Here is a 19150-nt window from a genome sequence, read left to right on the forward strand (position 1 = left end):
CTTTAAACAATCGTTACGTTTTCGTCTGTGCTTGCTTTCACTTCGCGGATTCGTTACAATTAATCCCAGACTTAAACGACAGGTAAGTTAAATCGATAAAAGAAACGGGTGTTTACAATGAAAATAGCTGTCGTCACTGATAGTACCAGCTATTTGTCACAAGAAGACATTGAGCGCTATCACATACACGTCGTTCCGATCCCAGTGATCATTGACGGCCGTTCCTACAATGAAGGTGTGGATATTAGCACCGAAGAATTCTGGGATAAACTACGATCCTCGAAATCCTTTCCAAGTACGTCACAACCACCGCTGGGTGAAATGATTCAGTTGTACCAGCAACTGGGTGATGAAGGCTACGATACGATTATCAGTATTCACTTAGCCAGCACAATCTCTGGCTTTGTTAATTCACTGAGACAGGTTAACGAAAACTTAACAAACACTCACGTCGTCGTTTACGACTCGCAGATTACCGTGAAACTCATGGGGTATTTGGCGATTGAAGCGTCGAAACTCGCCGCCGCTGGTAAAACGGTTGATGAAATCGTTTCACGTTTAGATGCCGTTCGGGCAACCATCGACGAAATTTTTGTGGTTGATGATCTGCAAAATCTTGTTCGGGGCGGTCGGTTGTCTAACGCATCCGGGTTTGTTGGCAGCTTACTTAAAATCAAGCCACTATTAACCTTTGACGATGAAAGTCACGAAATCGTGGCCTTTGAAAAAGTTCGCTCACGGAAAAAAGCGTTGCTACGAGTGGAAGATTTGTTTGCTGAAGCAGTTGCAGCTGCCGATTATCCGTTACGTGCCATTATTATTGATGGCAACGATCCTGAGGGTGGCGATAACTGGCAGAAACAGATCAAGAACAAGTTTCCAGAGATTCCCATCGAGCGCAGTTACTTTGGTCCTGTAATCGGGACACACTTAGGAGAAAAAGCCTTAGCCTTAGCTTGGCTCATCGATACTGATAAAGCTTAATTTTGCTATTATAATTCGATATGTTTTTACGACCCCGTCAGTTTTTGCGGGGCCTTTTTTCTGTAATCATGTCAGAAAGGTTTTGTATTTAGTGGAAGCGCTTTATAATGGGGAAGAATAAGAAATAAAGTTCAAGGAGGTTTTGGCATGGTGAAAACAAAAGCAGTGATGATCGGTGCGGGCTTAGCCAATATGGCAAGTGCGGTGTACTTAATTCAAGAGGCACATTGGTCCGGTGATCAAATTACGTTTTATTCGATTGATGACCATGGTTCAAATGACGGTGATGAGGTCAAGTACGCTAAAGATGATTACTGGAATAAGAATCATCCTACCGAAAATCATGAAGGTTACGTTGCCCGTGGTGGACGGATGCTCAACTACCGTACCTACGTCGACTTAATGGATCTGTTAAGTCGTATCCCATCAGGTACCGAAACTGGGATGACGGCTGCAGCTGATACGAGAGAATTCGATGCTCATCACCGAACGTTTGATAGAGCCCGCCTGTTACAGGGCGGTAAGGGCATTGTCAACGGTAGCAAGCTTGGCCTGAATAACCAAGACCGTTCACTGTTGACTAAACTCATTTTAATGCCAGATGATCAGGAAGAGCGGCTGGACAACGTCACCATCGCCGAATACTTTCAAGATGATCCGCACATGTTCCAAACTAACTTCTGGTACATGTGGGAAACCACCTTTGCGTTTCGAATTCAAAGTTCTGCTCAAGAACTACGCCGTTACATGCACCAAATGATTTACGAATTTACGCAAATCGAGCATTTAGTGGGCGTTAACCGGACACGTTATAACCAGTACGAAAGTATCATGCTGCCACTGATCAATTATCTGAAAGATCAGAGTTGTACTTTTGTGTTAAATCGTCGTGTGACGGATTGGCGCTTCAAACAAACGCCGTTGCAAGACGAAATTACCGTTACTGGACTGGTGATGACCAATACAGAAACCGGCGAAGAGGAAACGGTCGATGTGGATGAACAAACCGCTGTCATTTTCACCAACGGGTCCATTACGGATTCTGCTACCATGGGCGATTTCAATACGCCTGCTAGTGAAAACATGGACTATGGCGCTGCCTCAGGGCTATGGAAAAAGGCAACGGAACACTTCTATAACCTTGGCAACCCCGATAAATTCTTTGCGGACCGTAATGCCAGTGAGTGGAGCAGTTTTACACTCACCACTAAGAATCATTTATTACTAAACGAAATTACCCGAATCACCACTCAAGTGCCGGGTAACGCGCTAAATTCATTTATCTCAACTGAGCCCATTACGGATCTAGGGCAAAACGACGTTAACATGTCAATCGTGGTGCACCATCAACCGCATTTCACCACTCAAAAACCGAACGAATCAGTGATCTGGGGGTACTTCTTGTATCCACGACGATACGGTGAGTTTGTGGACAAACCTTACGTTAAAATGACCGGTAAGGAAATGGCTACAGAACTCATTGGTCAGCTCTCCAAAGTTGATCCTGGTCCCGGTAATATTATGGACAAAAAGGCCGACATCATGGATAGCATCATCAACTGTATTCCGGTTTACATGCCGTATGCTTCAGCATTGTTCAATAACCGGGCTAAAACAGATCGGCCAGAGGTGATTCCTGAACACAGTACCAACTTAGCTTTCACGGGTGAATTTGCTGAGCAGCCGTATCAAATGGTTTACACAGAACAAAGTGCCGTACGTTCTGGTGAAATTGCTGCTTATCATTTTGCTGGTATTCCAATGAGTAAGCTGGTTCATACGCCACGGTACGACAAAGATTGGAAGACGCTGGCTAAGGCGACTAAGAAACTGTTTTCTTAACATAACAGGTAACTGTTAATTATAAAGACCGAATGCGATTTAAGTATTCGGTCTTTTTGGGTTTGGTCGATTAGCAAGTAAGTTGACATTGTTGATTCAGCAACGTAACATAAATATTTAGTAGCTTACTATTCGTAACCAGAATTAAAAATTGCCACCTAGTTAGCTGCTAGTAGCATTTTAAACAAAGATAATGACTTTATATACATAGGAGGCAACGTTAATGAATTATCAAGAACCATTTACCTTTCAATCTGGCTTTACGGTCAAAAATCGGCTAGTAATGCCACCAATGACCACCCTACAAAGTTTCTATGACGGTACGATTACTTCTGATGAAATCAATTACTATGCCGAACGCGCACACGGTGTTGGTGCCGTAATCACGGGTGCTGCCAATGTGACCGACATGGGTAAGGGATGGCCTGGTGAACTCAGTATTGCTCACGATGAAGACTTACCGGGACTCACTAAATTAGCGAGTGCAATCAAAGCTCAAGGTGCCAAGGCGTTTGTTCAGATTTTTCATGCTGGACGGATGAGCCGCTTTGATGCCTTAAACGGACAACAGGCGATTTCTGCCAGTGCTGTAGCAGCACAACACCGTGACGGGTCACCAAAAACGAGTACGCCACGGGAAATGACGTTAACTGAAATTCACGAAACAATTGACGCCTTTGGAACTGCCACTAAACGGGCAATTGAAGCTGGCTTTGATGGCGTGGAAATTCATGGTGCTAACCTTTATTTGATTCAGCAATTCTACTCACCGCAGTCCAACCAGCGAACCGATGAATATGGTGGGGATCGTACAGGCAGATTTACATTTATCAAACAACTTCTCGATAGTGTTTTTAATGCAGTGAAGCAATATGCTGATCGGCCATTCGTAGTGGGTTATCGGTTCTCGCCAGAAGAATTTACTACCCCTGGGATCACTTTAGAAGATACCTTTTACTTAGTGGACCAACTGGTCAAAACACCTCTGGATTATCTGCACGTCTCCTTAGATTCATTTGATCGTGTTGCACAATCGGATGACTATAAACAACAATCAATTTTGGCTTATTTGCACCAACACATTGCTGGGCAAAAACCATTAGTCGGCGTTGGTGGTGTGCGAACTCGCCATGACGTTGAAACTTTGTTGAAGAATGCTGAATTTGCGGCAGTGGGTCAGCAACTGTTGTTCGACCCAACTTGGGTTCAAAAATTAGAGGCAGGGCAGGATGCAGATATGGTTACTGGCGATTTTACGGATGCTATTCAGTACATGCCGTTTAACCACCCGCTATATCAATTTTTAGTTCAGAGATACCAGTAGATCAGCGTTTATGAAAACTAGTTTATCCGAATGAAGATTAATTCACTTTGAATTGGTCTTTTTTAGTCCATTGGTCTATATGTTTCTCGACGATTCATGGTAAACTATAGTTACTATCATTTTTCGTAAAGAAGGGGCTAATAATGTCAGAAACTGTATTGATTACTGGCGCAAATAAGGGTATCGGTTTTGAGATTGCACGTCAGCTGGGACAAAAAGGCTGGACGATTCTATTAGGTGCCCGGAATAAGGAGCGGGGATTAGCTGCCGTTAATAAATTACAGGCTGTTGGTGTGACGGTGGAGTTAGTGATGATTGACCTTAACGATTTAGAAACCATCCATGTTGCGGCGGATAAAATTGCTAACGTTCATCCGGAACTCAAAGTATTAGTTAACAACGCGGGTATTCCCGGTGACATGGAAGCTGAACCACTTGAGACAAAAACAACAGATCTACAGGCAACTTTAGATGTGAATGTAACGGGTAACTTTGAACTGATCAAGTCATTTACACCGATTCTACAGAAAAATCATGGTCGAATCGTTAATATGACTATTCCAGCGACAGGTAACCGGTTCTTTCATCCGTTTGCGTACTGCGTCAGCAAGTCAGCACTTAACCAAATGACCAAGATGTTTGGCGACAGTTTTAAGTCTCAACATATTCCAGTGGAAATTTTTGGTGCCGTACCAGGCGGAGTTACCACTGATTTGAATCATCATATGGACAACCGTTTCATGCGCTCAGTAGAAGACGGGGCAGGTTCGGTAGTTAAATTAATTCTGGACCATCATAATCATCAGGGCAAAATAATGGTGCGTTTTGGTGGCTTGAAGTTGGTTAAAAAGGTCATCGTGGGACATTAATGTGTTGGGGATAGGTAAGTAGTGGTTGTTTGGCTAACTAGTGAAAAGTTACTTTAACCTACTAACCAAACCACAAAAACCACCATACCATAGGGGATCAATATCTCCGCACCAACAAAAAAATGTCCTATATTTCTATAACAGCGTTTCAAGAAGTCAATTAAGATTATCTTGAAACGCTTTTTTGACCCAGAAAATCAGTCGAAATGTAGGCGATAACTGGTAAAATTCTGGACCCTTAAACGTGACCAAAGTAGTTTGACCACCGTGACCCAGTAACCACTGAACAGATTTTGGTACCAGTTTAAAAACAGCCCAAAAGGGAATTTACCAAAAATAATTTAAAATTTACTTGCCTTGCAGTAACTTGAAGGTAATAGACTAAGGGTAATCATTTCGGAAATGGAGAAATCAGATATGGTAAAAGTTCTTATCATTGGTGCCACTGGCTCAGTGGGTCGAGTAACTCGGTGGTATTTTCTCGATTACACGACTGATGAACTCATACTGATGTCCAATTCCCATGACAGTTTAGGTATCAATCGCGCGTAATCGTGCGCGTTAAAGGGATATCATTGCAACTGAAAGGAAGTTAAGAAACATGAAATTATTAATTTTAGCAGCAAACGGGCGTATCGCGCAGCTTGTAGAACAACGAATTTTAAATGAGGACCAATTTAGCGATGTTGAAGTAACGTTATTTTTACGCAATCCAGAACGTTTAGACGATTTAGCCAGCAATCCTCGTGTCACATTAATCGATGGCAGTCTAGATGATGCCAAAGCAGTTAATCAAGCCATGGCTGGACAAGACATGGTATTTGTGGCGGTAGTGGATCATTCAAACAATAATTTGTGGACCCAAAATGTCATTTCTGCAATGAATAATAATGGTGTTTCACGCGTCATCTCGTCTAATTTCTTGGGCATTTACAACGAAGTTCCCGGCGAATTTGGAAAATGGAACGCGGACTTCTTGGTCAATGATATGGCCGGTGCCCAACGTACCGATAAACTACTTGCAGATTCTGGTCTGGATTACACCACCATCCGGATTCCCTGGTTAAACGACCGGGATGAAGTTAAGTATACGGTGACTCACAAAGATGAACCCTACGTTGGTGTTTCTGCATCCCGGCAAAGTATTGCTGATCTTGTTTTAAAGATGGTTGCCGATCCGACATATGGCAACAAGGATAGCTTAGGCTTAGCCGACCCAGATACTGAAGGATCCACCCGACCAGTCTACTAAAAGGAGAATTCAACATGAAAACAGCAGTCTTTGAAGAACCCGGCAAAGTCAGAATTTATGAATTAGATAAACCAGTTGTCAAGAATCCAACGGACGCGGTACTTAGAATTGTTCGTGCCTGCGTATGCGGTTCAGATCTTTGGTGGTACCGTGGTATTTCCAACCGAGACCACAATACCCCAGTTGGGCACGAAGCAATCGGCGTGGTTGAATCAGTGGGCTCAGAAGTCACCAGTGTGAAGCCTGGGGACTTTGTTATCGCACCATTTTCTCATGGTTGTGGACATTGTGCGGCTTGTTTAGCAGGCTTTGATGGGGATTGCACTAATCGGACTGATACAGAAGTTGTCGGTTACCAAAGCGAATATCTACGGTTTAAGAACGCACAATGGGCCTTGGTAAAAATCCCGGGTCAACCTTCCGATTACACAGATGAACAACTCAACGATTTATTGACCTTAGCGGACGTCATGGCAACTGGTTACCACGCTGCTCACATGGCTGAAGTTAAGCCCAACGACACGGTGGTGGTAATGGGCGACGGTGCGGTTGGTCTATGTGGTGTGATTGCAGCTAGGTTACATGGTGCTACACGGATCATTGCCATGAGCCGACATGAAGATCGTCAAAAGCTGGCACGTGAATTTGGTGCTACTGATATTGTTGCGGAGCGTGGTGATGAGGCCGTTGCTAAAGTGATGGATCTGACCAATGGTGCTGGTGTGGATGCCGTGCTGGAATGTGTTGGAACTGAACAATCTGTTGATACGGCGGTTAAAGTAGGCCGTCCAGGTGCGGTTGTGGGTCGCGTTGGTGTACCACAAAAATCAGACATGAATACTAACCAATTGTTCTGGCACAACATCGGTTTACGTGGTGGCATCGCTGCTGTCACGACTTACGACCGAGAAGTATTATTGGATGCTGTTTTAAAGGGTGACATTCACCCAGGCAAGGTCTTCACAAAACGCTTCTCATTGGATGACATTCAATCTGCGTATGAGGCCATGGATCACCGTGAAGCCATTAAATCACTAGTCATCGTGAGCGAGTAAAGCTAGATAGTAGAAACATGTAACCGGCAGATGATAAATTTGCCGGTTTTAATATAATACGAAGTTGGAAGCTTTAACGACTCAATTTATTTAAATTTTTTGCAAATTATGCTTGCCTTGAAGTTACTTCAAGGGTCTAACATCATTTTTTGTACTTAACAAATAAAATGATGAAAGCACAGGTTTAATTAATGAAACAAGCAAGATTTGGCATTGTATTGCCAATTATTTTAATCAGTTATTTTATGATTCTTTTGGATAACTCAATCGTTTTTACCAGCACGGTCAAAATGGCTGCTGACTTATCTTTGGATGCCCCAACGCTCTCTTGGGTTACTAACGCGTATGCGTTAACTTTTGGCGGTTTATTACTGCTTGGTGGACGTGCTGGTGATGTTTTTGGTCGACGGAAGGTTTTCTTGGTTGGCCTCGTAATTTTTAGTATCGGCTCATTACTGGTTGGTCTATCAGTCAACGGTGCAATGTTAATTGCCATGCGAGCTCTACAAGGTACCGGTTCCGCAATTTTAGCACCAACAACATTAGCACTACTAATGGACAGCTATAACGGCGTGATGCGAACCCATGCCATTGTGTATTATGGTGCAACTGGTGGTCTGGGCGCTAGTTTTGGTCTCGTCATTGGCGGTTTAATTGCCAGTTATCTTTCCTGGCGAATTGGTTTCTTACTAAACGTTCCCATCGGTATTTTAATGGCCATCTTAACCATTAAGTTCGTGCCGAAAAGCGAACCATCCAATGGTAAAATCGATTGGTTGGGTGCTATCTTGTCAGTTCTCGGAATTGTGGCTATTATTTACAGTATTAATGGCGCCACTTATCCAGTGCCAACGTTAGTGATTGGCGTTGTTTTGATGCTGGCCTTCATCTGGCAAGAACAACGAGCTGTCGAACCATTAATGCCGCTCAAGCTTTTCAAAGACCGCGAGCGCAGTAGTGCTTATCTGGCGCGATTCTTCTTTCTCGGCGCCATGATTTCGTACTTCTTCTTAACACCGCAGGCCATGCAAAATGTTTATCACTTTACACCGTTGCTAGCCGCACTGGGATTCTTGCCAGAAACGGTACCTCAATTTATCTTTGCCACGCTGGTCTCGCGTTTGAACGCGCGTTTCTCAAATACGCAAATTATGATTGCTGGAACATTGATCACCACCATTGGATTATTAATGGCCGCCATTATGAAGGTTCAAAGTGGGTACCTACTAGCTATTGCGATTCCGATGGTCATTATTGGAATCGGACAGGGGTTCGCATTAAGCACCCTGACTGTCTCCGGGGTAGCAAACACAGATCCAGAAATTGCCGGATCAGCTTCCGGAGTCGTCAACACGGTACACCAGATCGGTAGTTCCGCTGGGCTATCGGTTATCACGATGTTGACAGCAAGCATCAACAATCCCGTCATTTCTTATAACCATTCACTGATGATTATGTTTGCCTTCATGGTGGTTGCGTTGCTCTCAACGATCAATATTGCCTTTACAAAGAAATAGGAGGATTTAAAATGAACATTAAAGAAGCGAGTGAAAAAACTGGAGTCTCATCCGCAGCAATTCGTTACTACGAAAAAGAGGGTCTCATCCCACCGATTGATAGGACTGATACTGGTAACCGTGACATTGACGCGCGGATTATAAGACGGATCAAATTTGCTCGACAAATGCGCTCAGCAGGGATGTCGATTGAAAATCTTCGACGCTATATTCAGTTATTCGATGCCCAGGAAGATAACACCAAGGAGCAAATTGATTTGCTGCAAGAACAACTGACTGAAATGGAAGAAAGGCGGGACGATATTCAAGTAGCCATTGACCATTTGCATTACAAGTTGGATCACTATGATGATCACATGGCGACTACTGAAGAAGAGTTACGCCAGATTGAAAAAGAACATGACTCAAAAGCCGGTAAATAATCACCAAATGGCAAATTTAAGTGTTTGCCGGATCAGAAAGTTGTGCTAGATAAATACATCAAGGGCCATAGCAGTTATGTCTGCTATGGCTCTTTTAACACAATCGAAACCACAAATGGATTTACTTCTTTAAAAAGTCCTGTGCCCACCAACCGTAGACAGGGCTTAACCCCAGAGTAAAAGTAGCGATAAACAGTTCAGAGAGATAATTAACAGACAGATTATGGTCAAAGATGTAGCTAATTGCAAGCTGCAAAACAAATAACATGAGATTCATGTATACTGCAAACGTGAGTGTAAACAGCCAAAAAATAAAATTACCTTTGCCCCATTTCGAATGATGACCAAAATGAACGAATAGGTAAGAACCTATAATCCCAAACCGATATCGAACCATTCTTAAATAGTGTAAATCCTGTGAATCTGCCTGAAATTTTGTCATCAGATCTTGATCCCCCTTTAGTAGAGTGTCCAGTGAAATATGGTACAACTCACTGATTTTAATGAGGGTTGGTATGTCCGGATAATTATTGCCGTTTTCCCAGTTTGAAATGGCTTGGCGGGTGACGTTGAGTAATTCGGCTGCTTGCTACTGAGTTAAACCCAATGATTTGCGTTGTGCCTTTAACTTATCTTTTAACATGCTCATCCTCACCTCTATTATTCATTCATTAATGCTATTATACTAGCAAGCAGTCGTTACAGCACGACAGCGTTTCTTGCATCCGCGGTATGGCGGGAATTTACGTTATTCTTGCCAAGACTTTATGATGGAATTTAACAGTTAATCCTTGTTTCCGCAAACCTCAAGCCATAAGCTTAAGTTAAGAAGTGGAGGTGAGCACCATGAAAACCATTCTGATTGTTGAAGATAGCGACGACATGCAAGGACTCTTAACCAGTATGCTGTCAGCTGAATACCAAGTTGTGAGTGCGTATTCAGGTACTGAGGGCTTGATGCTATTTGAGAAGTATCCCGTATCGTTGATTCTGTTAGACCGCTTGCTACCTGGAAAAAGCGGGGATGAGGTGCTGCAAATCATTCGTCAGACTTCCCAAGTGCCTATCATCATGTTGACGGCATTAGATGAAGCCAGTGATATCGCCGATCTATTGGTGGCAGGCGCCAACGACTATGTAACGAAACCCTTTGATATCAATGTATTGAAAGCTCGGATTATGGTACAGCTACGGCCAACAGGGACTGATATCACTGATGAACAACCCCTTACTTACCAGCAGTTAACACTGTACCCACATGAGTTCATGGTGAAACGTGGCACTGCCAGCTGTTCACTGAAGAAAAAGGAATGTGAAATCTTAAAATTACTATTTATGAACCCGCAACAAATTTTTACTCGAGAACAACTCTATGAACAAGTTTGGCAGACGCCTTATTTAGGGGATGAAAATACGATCAATGTTCACCTCAGTAATTTACGAAATAAGTTAGCAAAATTAGACTCAGAGCATACCTATATTGAGACCATCTGGGGAATTGGGGTGCGGTTAGCATGATACTAATAGCGATGATTATCTTGATAGTGGCTGTTTTAGCTTATTTCTGGTTAATGATGATGGATCTACGGGCTTTAATCAACCAGTTAACATTCATTAATCAGCACACCACGAATCAACAATTAAAAGTCAAAACCCGTAATCCAGTGATCGTGGCACTGACTCAGCAAATCAATCAGTTGATTGCCAAACAGCAAGCCACTCATCAGCAGTCGGTGCAAACCAAACAGCAGTTAGACCTGGCGATTCATAATATTTCACACGACCTACGAACGCCACTGACAGTTGCTAGTGGGTATTCGCAGTTGTTATTAACAAACGAAAATTTACCTGAAACTGAACACCAGCAGGTCAGCAAGTTGAATCAAAACCTGCAGACATTATCGAAACACCTTAATCTGCTATTACTATATAACCGACTACTAGAAAATCAGATCACGATTATTCCCAAGCAGTTAAATCTGTCAAAGCTGCTGACACAGACTTGTCTGAATTACTACGATGCATTGCAGCAAAAACAAATTATAACGGATTTAAAGATTAAGCCCAACATTATGTGGCAATTGGACGAGGAAGCAACCACTCGAATCTTACAGAATATTTTAGGTAATATTTTGGATCATGGCTATCAAAAAGCAACCATCGAACTCAAACAAATTAATCAAGGGGTTCAGCTGACAGCAACAAATCAGTTAATCACGCCTATCAAGAACTTTGACCGGCTGTTGGATCGGTTTTACACAGAAGACCTGTCTCATCGTGAGCAAAACGCTGGGTTAGGGCTGTACATTATTGCGGAACTAACACGGATGCAGGGCGGTCAAGTTAGCTTGAATACCAAGAATCTACAATTTCAGATTCAAATAACGTTTAAGTTGACGGACGCAAAAAAGGATGAGGCCTAAAGCAAGGCTTCACCCTTTTTGCTGTTTACAAATCGCGTTTTCTAAAGGATAAGAAGGCTAAGACCAAACAAACGATAATGGTTCCGAATCCTGCCAAAAGTAACTGGCTCATTTGACCAGATGTGCAGTGGGTAAAGTAAGCAGAATCAACGTTATTTTGAAAACTGAAATATTTCAACCAATGCTGCTTGGTAAAAATCTGTACCAGAACTGTGATGATCAAAGGGAAAAGGATGGTTGTCACTACCGCAGTAATCGTTGAAAAGAAAAGGTACATGACTAACGTTGAGATGGCAAAAATGGCGCTCAGTTCTAATAATTGAATGCTTGAAGTTTGAAGTAATTTAACTAAGAAATGACCGGTAATTTTGCCGAAACCATTCTTAAAACCGCCGGCTAGAAAGATAAACAGGTAATAGAAAATCACCTGACAAGCCGAGATCAGCAGGAAGATAACGTACTTGGAAATAAAGTAGTTAAGCCGCGTCATGCCACTGCTGAGCGGATTTTTATAGATCTGTCTCGAGAATTCGAAACCAATTGTCATGATAAATAAGGGCAAAATAAAGTAAATCAGTGCACTCGTTTCGCTAGACATCGCTTTAACACATTGGACGCCTGTCCAGACAACTCTTTGATTAGCTGCCTGAAAATTGGAAAGGGCATCAGAACCACCGCCGATAATACCAATTGTTGACGTAAGGATGCTAATGGTCGCAACGATGATCATCAGAATTTGGGTGATATAAAAGCCTTTAGAACGAAATAAACGATACGTATCAGCCCTTGCCATATTAAGCATTTGGGGTCACCTCGTTTTCAGCGACAATTGTTTTGAAGTAGTTTTCAAGGTTAATGTGCTCACGGACGATAGTGGTGACACTGACTGAGGCAGCCACGAGCATTTCCACCAATGCCGCGTTATCCAGCGACAGATCATAGATATTCAGCGTATGCTGATCGATGACTTTAAAATCTTCGATCCCCATCTTATTAAGCACTGTAGCCGCCAGTTTAGGCTGATCAACTTGCAGTTTGATGTATTCGCGACTTTTAGCATCGAACTCGTCTTTAGTGAGTTCTTTAATAATCGTTCCGTGATCAATAATTCCAAAACGGGTCGCCATTTGGTAAAGTTCTTCTAGAATATGACTGGAAATAAGAATCGTCATGCCCTGAGTCTGATTGATTTTCACCAGTAAATTACGGAAATCAGCAATGGCAATGGGATCCAGACCGTTGATAGGCTCGTCCAGAATCAAGAAATCTGGTTTGTTGAGTAGGGCAATTGCCAAACCCAATTTTTGCTTCATGCCTAGCGAAAAATCCTTAAACTTCTTTTTCCCAGTATCAGTAAGCCCCACGAACTTTAGCGCGTCATCGATAGCATCTTTATCGACGATGCCTTTAATTTTGCAGTAGTACGTGAGATTCTGCTGAGCCGTTAACTGGTCGTTAGCCACTGGCGTTTCAATAACACTACCTGTTCGTTTCAATTGTTTCGTATAATCTTTACCGTATGTTGCGCCAAATAGCGTAATAGTCCCTTGATCAGCATACAGTAATTGAACAATCGTTTTTAAAATCGTCGTTTTACCAGCACCATTTCGACCAATCAGACCGTAAATGTCGCCCGGTTGAATAGTTAAATTAACGTGATTTAGAGCACGTTGTTTACCAAAGCTTTTGGTGATATTTTCCATTTGTAAGATTGCTGCCATGGTCATCATCTCCTGACACTATTAGAGTAAGGGCCGAATGTTAATAGATTATTAATTGAAATCTTAAATGTTTATTAACTGGTTAATCATCCATTATTGTAGGTTATTTCTCTGAGTAAGGATAGTCTGGCAAGCAATTAACATATTCGGTCTAATTATGATAATATTAGTTGTTACACTTATCTAAAATTACCACTAAGAAGGTCATACATATGGTTCTTACAATTCTCTTTTTAATCGGTGCTGGTTTTCTTGCTGGGATACTGGCTTCCACCGCTGGACTAGCCTCGTTAGTGTCTTATCCTGCGTTACTGGCCGTTGGACTGCCACCGGTCATTGCTAATGTCACCAACACCACATCACTGATTTTTACTGGCATCGGCTCCACAGTGTCCTCCCTGAGAGAACTACGCGGACACTGGCGCCAATTAACGTTATATGTCTCACTGGCTTTAGTCGGTGGGATTATTGGCAGTCTCGCTTTAATTCTTGCGCCGGAATCTTCATTTGAAAAAATTGTGCCGTTTTTGATCTTTTTGGCAGGGGCTTTGTTGATTTCTTCGGGCCGGCGAACCGGTGATACCGCGCAAAGAATTAAAGCTGCTAAAATGCACCCCAAAAAGCATGCCATTATTCAAGTAGCCAGTTACTTTGGTATTTTGTTTGTTGGCGCCTATGGAGGCTATTTTGGTGCTGGTGCTGGTATTTTGATACTGTCTTTGTTATCGATCATCACCGATGACGACTTTTTGGTGGTCAACGCGATGAAAAATGTCATCGGGTTTGCCAGTAATTTGATTGCCACCATCGTCTTTATCTTCCGCACTCGCATTGCTTGGCATTTCGTGATTCCCATGGGCATTGGGTTATTTATCGGCGGCTATGTGGGGCCAATCATCGTCCGCCACATCAATATCACCATACTGCGTGCCTTGATTGCGTTAGCCGCATTTGGCTTAGGTATCACGTTATTTATCAAAGCTTATTTTTAGTTGCAGGGAATGGTAATATCAGGGCCATCCGCTTTGGTAGGCTGGAAAAATCGGTCAGGTTTCAGACTGCCAACCGGGTAATAGTCTTCGGTACGTTCCGGATAATCATGATGATAAATCAATGTAAATTCACCGTAATCAAATGAAATCGATAAAAAGGAGACTGCGATTTATATCGCAGCCTCTTTTTATCACCATCGTGACGTTATTATTCGTTTCGCAGCTACACTACCGCGAAAAAGTGTAAACAAATGACCAGTAAGGGTGTTGTATTTGATTAATGACCAACGGGTAGGGCGCTAACCGATACGATAACGTCTTGGTCAACAGAATTGATTGTGTCCGTGATTGATTATTGGTTAATTCAATTTGGTATTTACCCATGGGCAACTTTCGTTTTAACTTAAATGCTTTCTTAGTCCGTACAAGCGTATACCGATGATGGGTTTGTTCATTAACTAAAATACCGCGGAATTTTACACCAGGGGCTAAAGACACCTTGAATTTCCGCGAAGGATGATTCAGCTTAACTTGCTGTGTTAAGGTACTGCCAGGCTGAATTCGAGTTTCTTTAGCATCGAATTGGAGCGATAACTGACTTTCTTGACCGGCAACATGATCGCCCTTAGTCGCAAGATGGCCGTGGGGGGCAATCGCGAAAATGGCTAGTGCCAGCACCAAGATAGTAGCGGTCGCCACCCCCTCAGTTTTAGTTCTGCGGGTTGTCCGTCGTTCATCCGGCAAGGCCAAACTTGGAATTGAACAAAGAATCCCCAGTAATGGAATCATCACTTGTCCATAGCGACTTTCGGTTTCCCACAGCAGGGTATGAAACGCAATGTAACCCAGTGCTGTCAAGATTGTCAGCATGAGTTGCGGATCATCGTTTCTAACGGCGTAACGTTTCCGCCACAAACGTACACAACGTAATAGGGTTTCACTGTAAAGTAGAATAAACCCAACTCGCATGACGACCATCCCTAAAGCGGCTAACGGGATTTCAACTTTCTGATAGGCCTTTGGTGGGGCGACAAAACCACCCGTATAAGCTTTTTGAATGGTGGAAACATCTAACAGAATACCTGCTTTTTCAATCCAGCGTTCCCCGATACGAACGGGCCCTAACTTACTTAAACGTTTAGGCAGTGCTTTATCGAGGTACTTTTGTTTTGCTTGTTTCCCTGGAATCGCACTCAGTTTCTTCACGTCTCGGAATTCGTACCCACCTTTTCCATGAGGATCGTAACTCATCCAAACCCAATGAGTGGCTGGGAAAGCATAATCATTATTGACTTTGTAGTGGCTAACAGTTTTTAGACCTGCTGACGTTGGTATTGCTAGAATAAAGCCTAAAACAATTAGAATAAATGGCATCTTAACCGCATTTAATTGTGCACGATCTTTGAAGAATAGCCAGATAGCCACCAATAATACCGCCACTAGCAACACAATCAAGTTCGGTTTGACCACTTCAGCAAGAATCACGGAGAGAACTAAACCAATACCGGTTAAAATTTTCTTCGGCCGTTTAAATGACTGCCAGCCAATTAAAACGTTGAACACAATAGCCAAACTCACCATTGATGGCAGATCAGAGTAGAACACCTGAAGGTAATAGGTGTAGGCAAACGGACTGATGAGGAAGAAGAGTGCGGCCAGTAATACCACGTCGTTTTGGTGACTTAATCTGCGAACCGACCGCAGCATGGCAAAGATGAAAGCATCAAGCAAGATCATTGATAATAAATGAATGCCCCAATAGGTACTCAAATGGACTAAACTCGTTAATTTGAGCCAAAATGCCATCAAAACGGTCAGCGAAACGTTATTGGGAAAGCGCAGAAAATATAACGAACCATGCCAGCTCAGATTACCATGGGCAAGTTGCTCTGCTTGAACAAGTACCCGAAATGGATCATGGTAAACCGAAACGGGTAAAAAATGGATGACTAATACCTGAATGATGATGATTGCGACCATCGTCGCGTAAATGATACGTGTCATATTTTTTTCCGAAAGTTTTTTAACCCACTTTAAGAAAAGCGGCTTGAGGTACCAAACTACCACACAGCCAATAATGACTAGTGCAGCGGACTTCAAGCTCAGGGGTTTAATCAGGTTTGCAATGATGCCAATCACCATTGCAAAAGCTAATATCAAAGCCAAAATTGACGTAATACTTATCCTTTTAAATTGCATCAGAAACTCCTACATAAAATTGTTGGGATAAAGCCAAACCAAGTTGACGATTTATCATTGCTCTATGGTTTTGAACTGGTGGCTTCTAGTAATTCTTAACCTCCTCTATTAATTGATTATGTACACCACTAATCACTCGCATACGGAGCCATCGAAAACCGGGTAGTATCATGACTTCATGATGAATTAAGCGTAAATGATATGAACTTTGTCAACTACCAATAAAAACTCAATAAAAACTGAGCTTTTTTTAGTTTGATCGATTAAACCTTGCTAAATTAGGCTTGTTTTCTGAAGAAAATTTATAATTGATAAAAAGACAGCCAAAACTTCTCAAAATTTCTCGAGTCGTTTCGGCTGTATGTCGAGGCTAGTCAATCTCTGAATAAACTTGGCTTTAAAGCGATGTCAACTCATTTTGACACCATTAAATGACCAATGACAGCTAAATTTGGCTGAAATAATATCGGTTATGCGCTACATTAATATTGAACGGGAGGTGGTAACAACGAACATTCATAATCAAATCAAACTTAACCGAGAACGATTAGGGCTAACACAGGATGAACTTGCTTCAAAGCTGTATGTGTCGCGACAAACGATTTCTAACTGGGAAACGGCACACAGTTATCCGGATTTAGAAAATCTACTGCGGTTAAGTGTTTTGTTTGATGTTTCTCTGGATGATTTACTGAAAGGAGACGTGGCGGTGATGAAACATGAACTAAACTACGCACGAACCAACAAATGGGCCTGGCTAATGACTGTCATGCTGGGATTAAGCGCACTGTCAATTGGACCATCCGTTAAATTTTGGGGCTGGTGGGGTTTGGTGTTACCTGTTTTACTGATAAATATTTCGCTGTATGCTGGAATTAAAATAGAGCGCTGGAAGGGACAGCATCAACTGAAAACCTATAGTGAGATTGTTGCCTTCGAAAAGAATAAAGTCATCGATGAAAACGAACGTCTGCGCAACACAATAAAAGATCAAGTTGTTTTGGTTGTTACCATGCTGCTGTTTATGATAGGGGCTGGTGGGTTGGCTCTGCTTGGATTTTGGTTAGTTAAGTAAATATCAGCCTAAAAATAAAAAAACCAACTTTCCTTTTAGGGGAAGCTGGTTTTTCAAGACTAATTGCTCTTAAGAAACACGATTAAATTGACCTGCTAATCATTGATTGATTACCTGAGAATTGCTTAATAAAGTTAGTGTGTAAGCTCAGCCACCAGATAGTTCAATCCATTAATAGAAAGTATTCAAAATAGGGTTAATAAAAGCCAGATTCCCTTGTCTCTTGTCTAAGGAAATCTGGCTTTTCTATCTTTCATTTTCATTGAGAAAAATTATTTATACTATTTTACTTATCTGACCATCGAAATTTTTTTTACTTATCTTATCTATTATCCTTATTATGATTATCCTCATGCAATCGATTCAACGCTTTCCGCTGCTGGGTATCAATAATATGCGTGTACAACCCAGTGGCCGAAGTCGAACTTTGACCTAACTGTGTAGCAACTAGGTGTTCGTTCTTGGTTTCTAAATACAGCTTAGAAGCCAAAGTATGACGTAACTTATGCGGCGTGATTCGCACGTGATTAAAGGCAGTGGAGTATTTTGCCACCAATAATTCCACCGTTGCTGGCTTGATTCGGCGAGGTTCATCCGTACCCATAGTAAGAAACAGCGCCGGCGTATTAGCAGTGGCATGATAACGGGGACGACGGATGCTAATGTAACGGGCTAAATAAGGCAGTACCCACTTTGCAATTGGCACCGAATCCCACTTACCACCTTTACGCCGAACGGTCACATTAGCGGCTTTGAGACTAAGGTGGCCCACATCCATGTTCGTTAGTTCAGAGACTCGAATACCGGTACCTAACATTAGTGCATTAATAGCAACGTCTCGTTCACGATCACGCTGGTAGTAGCGTAAGTGGTTCTGATCCAAGCGCTCGCCGTATTCATCTTGAATAAAGTTTAAGTAGGCTTTATCCTGATCACCCAACATCAGCTGATCTTTAATATGACTGGCTCGAGTCGCATAGGTTTCGCTATCTTGAACCAGTGAGATTTTTTTCATCACATTGCGGTAGAAGTAAGGTTCACCTTCACTATTTTCAGATTCAGCTGTTAAAAACCGAAACAAGGCGGACAGGGCATTTAGAGAACGATTAACGGTGCGGTGCGACAACGCGCCTTGCGGATGCTGTGCGGTTTGCTTACCACGATTGAGCAAATAGGATTTATACAACTCCATATCTTGTTTCTTCAAATGTTCAAGATCTTGCAGGCTGATTTGTTTAATCGAGTTGGCAGAGGACACTCCCGTTTCAATCAGCCATTCAAAAAAGCGTTTAAATTCGTTCAGATACTGATATAAAGTCGCTGGCGACAACGGCACGGAAGACTTCGCTAAATAGTAATCACCAACGTAGTCAGGAAGTTCATTCACCAACTGTTCATTATGTGCAACATAGGCTGAATGGTCCACTAGAATACCCCCTTTTAGGATTAGGAACAGGTGTTCTAATTATACCATG

The 19150-nt window shown here is 42.3% G+C and carries 19 protein-coding genes; 13 read left to right on the plus strand and 6 right to left on the minus strand.

Features of this window, described 5'->3' with window-relative positions; translation table 11 throughout:
- Window positions 1-117 precede the first annotated feature (117 nt).
- From CES82_RS05090 to CES82_RS05125, 9 genes are all read left to right on the plus strand, one after another.
- Complete coding sequence (locus CES82_RS05090; RefSeq protein WP_098824233.1) at window positions 118-984, plus strand: DegV family protein; 867 nt, start codon at window positions 118-120, stop codon at window positions 982-984.
- Window positions 985-1131: 147 nt separating this feature from the next.
- The gene (locus CES82_RS05095) at window positions 1132-2826 is read left to right on the plus strand and encodes an oleate hydratase (protein WP_098824234.1); all 1695 of its coding nucleotides are present in this window, start codon (window positions 1132-1134) and stop codon (window positions 2824-2826) included.
- Window positions 2827-3049: 223 nt separating this feature from the next.
- Window positions 3050-4150, plus strand: coding sequence for an NADH-dependent flavin oxidoreductase (locus tag CES82_RS05100; RefSeq protein WP_098824235.1), 1101 nt, complete (start codon window positions 3050-3052; stop codon window positions 4148-4150).
- Window positions 4151-4293: 143 nt separating this feature from the next.
- Window positions 4294-5019, plus strand: a complete 726-nt coding sequence (locus CES82_RS05105; protein WP_098824236.1) for an SDR family NAD(P)-dependent oxidoreductase — start codon at window positions 4294-4296, stop codon at window positions 5017-5019.
- Between the two features lie 417 nt (window positions 5020-5436).
- Complete coding sequence (locus CES82_RS12765) at window positions 5437-5571, plus strand: hypothetical protein (RefSeq protein ID WP_263850120.1); 135 nt, start codon at window positions 5437-5439, stop codon at window positions 5569-5571.
- 49 nt (window positions 5572-5620) lie between these two features.
- The gene (locus tag CES82_RS05110) at window positions 5621-6271 is read left to right on the plus strand and encodes an NAD(P)H-binding protein (RefSeq protein WP_098824237.1); all 651 of its coding nucleotides are present in this window, start codon (window positions 5621-5623) and stop codon (window positions 6269-6271) included.
- Window positions 6272-6285: 14 nt separating this feature from the next.
- Window positions 6286-7326 carry a zinc-dependent alcohol dehydrogenase family protein gene (locus tag CES82_RS05115; RefSeq protein WP_098824238.1) on the plus strand — a complete coding sequence of 347 codons (1041 nt, stop codon included), beginning with the start codon at window positions 6286-6288 and terminating at the stop codon, window positions 7324-7326.
- Window positions 7327-7517: 191 nt separating this feature from the next.
- On the plus strand, window positions 7518-8843 hold the full coding sequence (locus CES82_RS05120) for an MFS transporter (protein WP_098824239.1): 1326 nt from the start codon (window positions 7518-7520) through the stop codon (window positions 8841-8843).
- Between the two features lie 11 nt (window positions 8844-8854).
- The gene (locus tag CES82_RS05125; protein ID WP_098824240.1) at window positions 8855-9265 is read left to right on the plus strand and encodes a MerR family transcriptional regulator; all 411 of its coding nucleotides are present in this window, start codon (window positions 8855-8857) and stop codon (window positions 9263-9265) included.
- Window positions 9266-9386: 121 nt separating this feature from the next.
- Here the strand turns inward: CES82_RS05125 and CES82_RS05130 are convergent, their stop codons facing one another.
- Window positions 9387-9707: a hypothetical protein gene (locus tag CES82_RS05130; protein ID WP_225364843.1), complete on the minus strand. Its 321-nt coding sequence runs from the start codon at window positions 9705-9707 to the stop codon at window positions 9387-9389.
- Window positions 9708-10111: 404 nt separating this feature from the next.
- On the opposite strand from CES82_RS05130, the gene CES82_RS05135 reads away from it, so the two are divergent.
- A complete protein-coding gene (locus CES82_RS05135) occupies window positions 10112-10783 on the plus strand; it encodes a response regulator transcription factor (protein ID WP_098824242.1) in 672 nt (223 codons plus the stop codon).
- Entirely contained in the window at window positions 10780-11688 is a 909-nt protein-coding gene (locus tag CES82_RS05140; protein WP_098824243.1) for a sensor histidine kinase, read from the plus strand. The genes CES82_RS05135 and CES82_RS05140 overlap by 4 nt, the downstream gene beginning before the upstream one ends.
- A 25-nt stretch (window positions 11689-11713) precedes the next feature.
- On the opposite strand, the gene CES82_RS05145 is transcribed toward CES82_RS05140, so the two are convergent.
- Together CES82_RS05145 and CES82_RS05150 are read right to left on the minus strand one after the other, a co-directional pair.
- Entirely contained in the window at window positions 11714-12490 is a 777-nt protein-coding gene (locus CES82_RS05145) for a DUF2705 family protein (RefSeq protein WP_098824244.1), read from the minus strand.
- Window positions 12483-13409 carry an ABC transporter ATP-binding protein gene (locus tag CES82_RS05150; protein ID WP_098824245.1) on the minus strand — a complete coding sequence of 309 codons (927 nt, stop codon included), beginning with the start codon at window positions 13407-13409 and terminating at the stop codon, window positions 12483-12485. Before CES82_RS05150 ends, CES82_RS05145 begins: the two co-directional genes overlap by 8 nt.
- 212 nt (window positions 13410-13621) lie before the next feature.
- Between CES82_RS05150 and CES82_RS05155 the strand changes: the two genes are divergently transcribed.
- On the plus strand, window positions 13622-14401 hold the full coding sequence (locus CES82_RS05155; protein WP_098824246.1) for a sulfite exporter TauE/SafE family protein: 780 nt from the start codon (window positions 13622-13624) through the stop codon (window positions 14399-14401).
- Here the strand turns inward: CES82_RS05155 and CES82_RS12770 are convergent.
- A complete protein-coding gene (locus CES82_RS12770; protein WP_263850121.1) occupies window positions 14398-14523 on the minus strand; it encodes a hypothetical protein in 126 nt (41 codons plus the stop codon). The genes CES82_RS05155 and CES82_RS12770 overlap by 4 nt on opposite strands.
- A 106-nt stretch (window positions 14524-14629) precedes the next feature.
- Window positions 14630-16600: a glycosyltransferase-like membrane protein gene (locus CES82_RS05160; protein WP_098824247.1), complete on the minus strand. Its 1971-nt coding sequence runs from the start codon at window positions 16598-16600 to the stop codon at window positions 14630-14632.
- Between the two features lie 472 nt (window positions 16601-17072).
- On the opposite strand from CES82_RS05160, the gene CES82_RS05165 reads away from it, so the two are divergent.
- On the plus strand, window positions 17073-17675 hold the full coding sequence (locus CES82_RS05165) for a helix-turn-helix transcriptional regulator (protein WP_098824248.1): 603 nt from the start codon (window positions 17073-17075) through the stop codon (window positions 17673-17675).
- A gap of 322 nt (window positions 17676-17997) precedes the next feature.
- Here the strand turns inward: CES82_RS05165 and xerS are convergent, their stop codons facing one another.
- Window positions 17998-19101, minus strand: a complete 1104-nt coding sequence (gene xerS / locus CES82_RS05170) for a tyrosine recombinase XerS (RefSeq protein WP_098824249.1) — start codon at window positions 19099-19101, stop codon at window positions 17998-18000.
- Window positions 19102-19150: the final 49 nt, after the last annotated feature.

Source organism: Secundilactobacillus silagincola (assembly GCF_002583405.1).
GTDB lineage: Bacteria > Bacillota > Bacilli > Lactobacillales > Lactobacillaceae > Secundilactobacillus > Secundilactobacillus silagincola.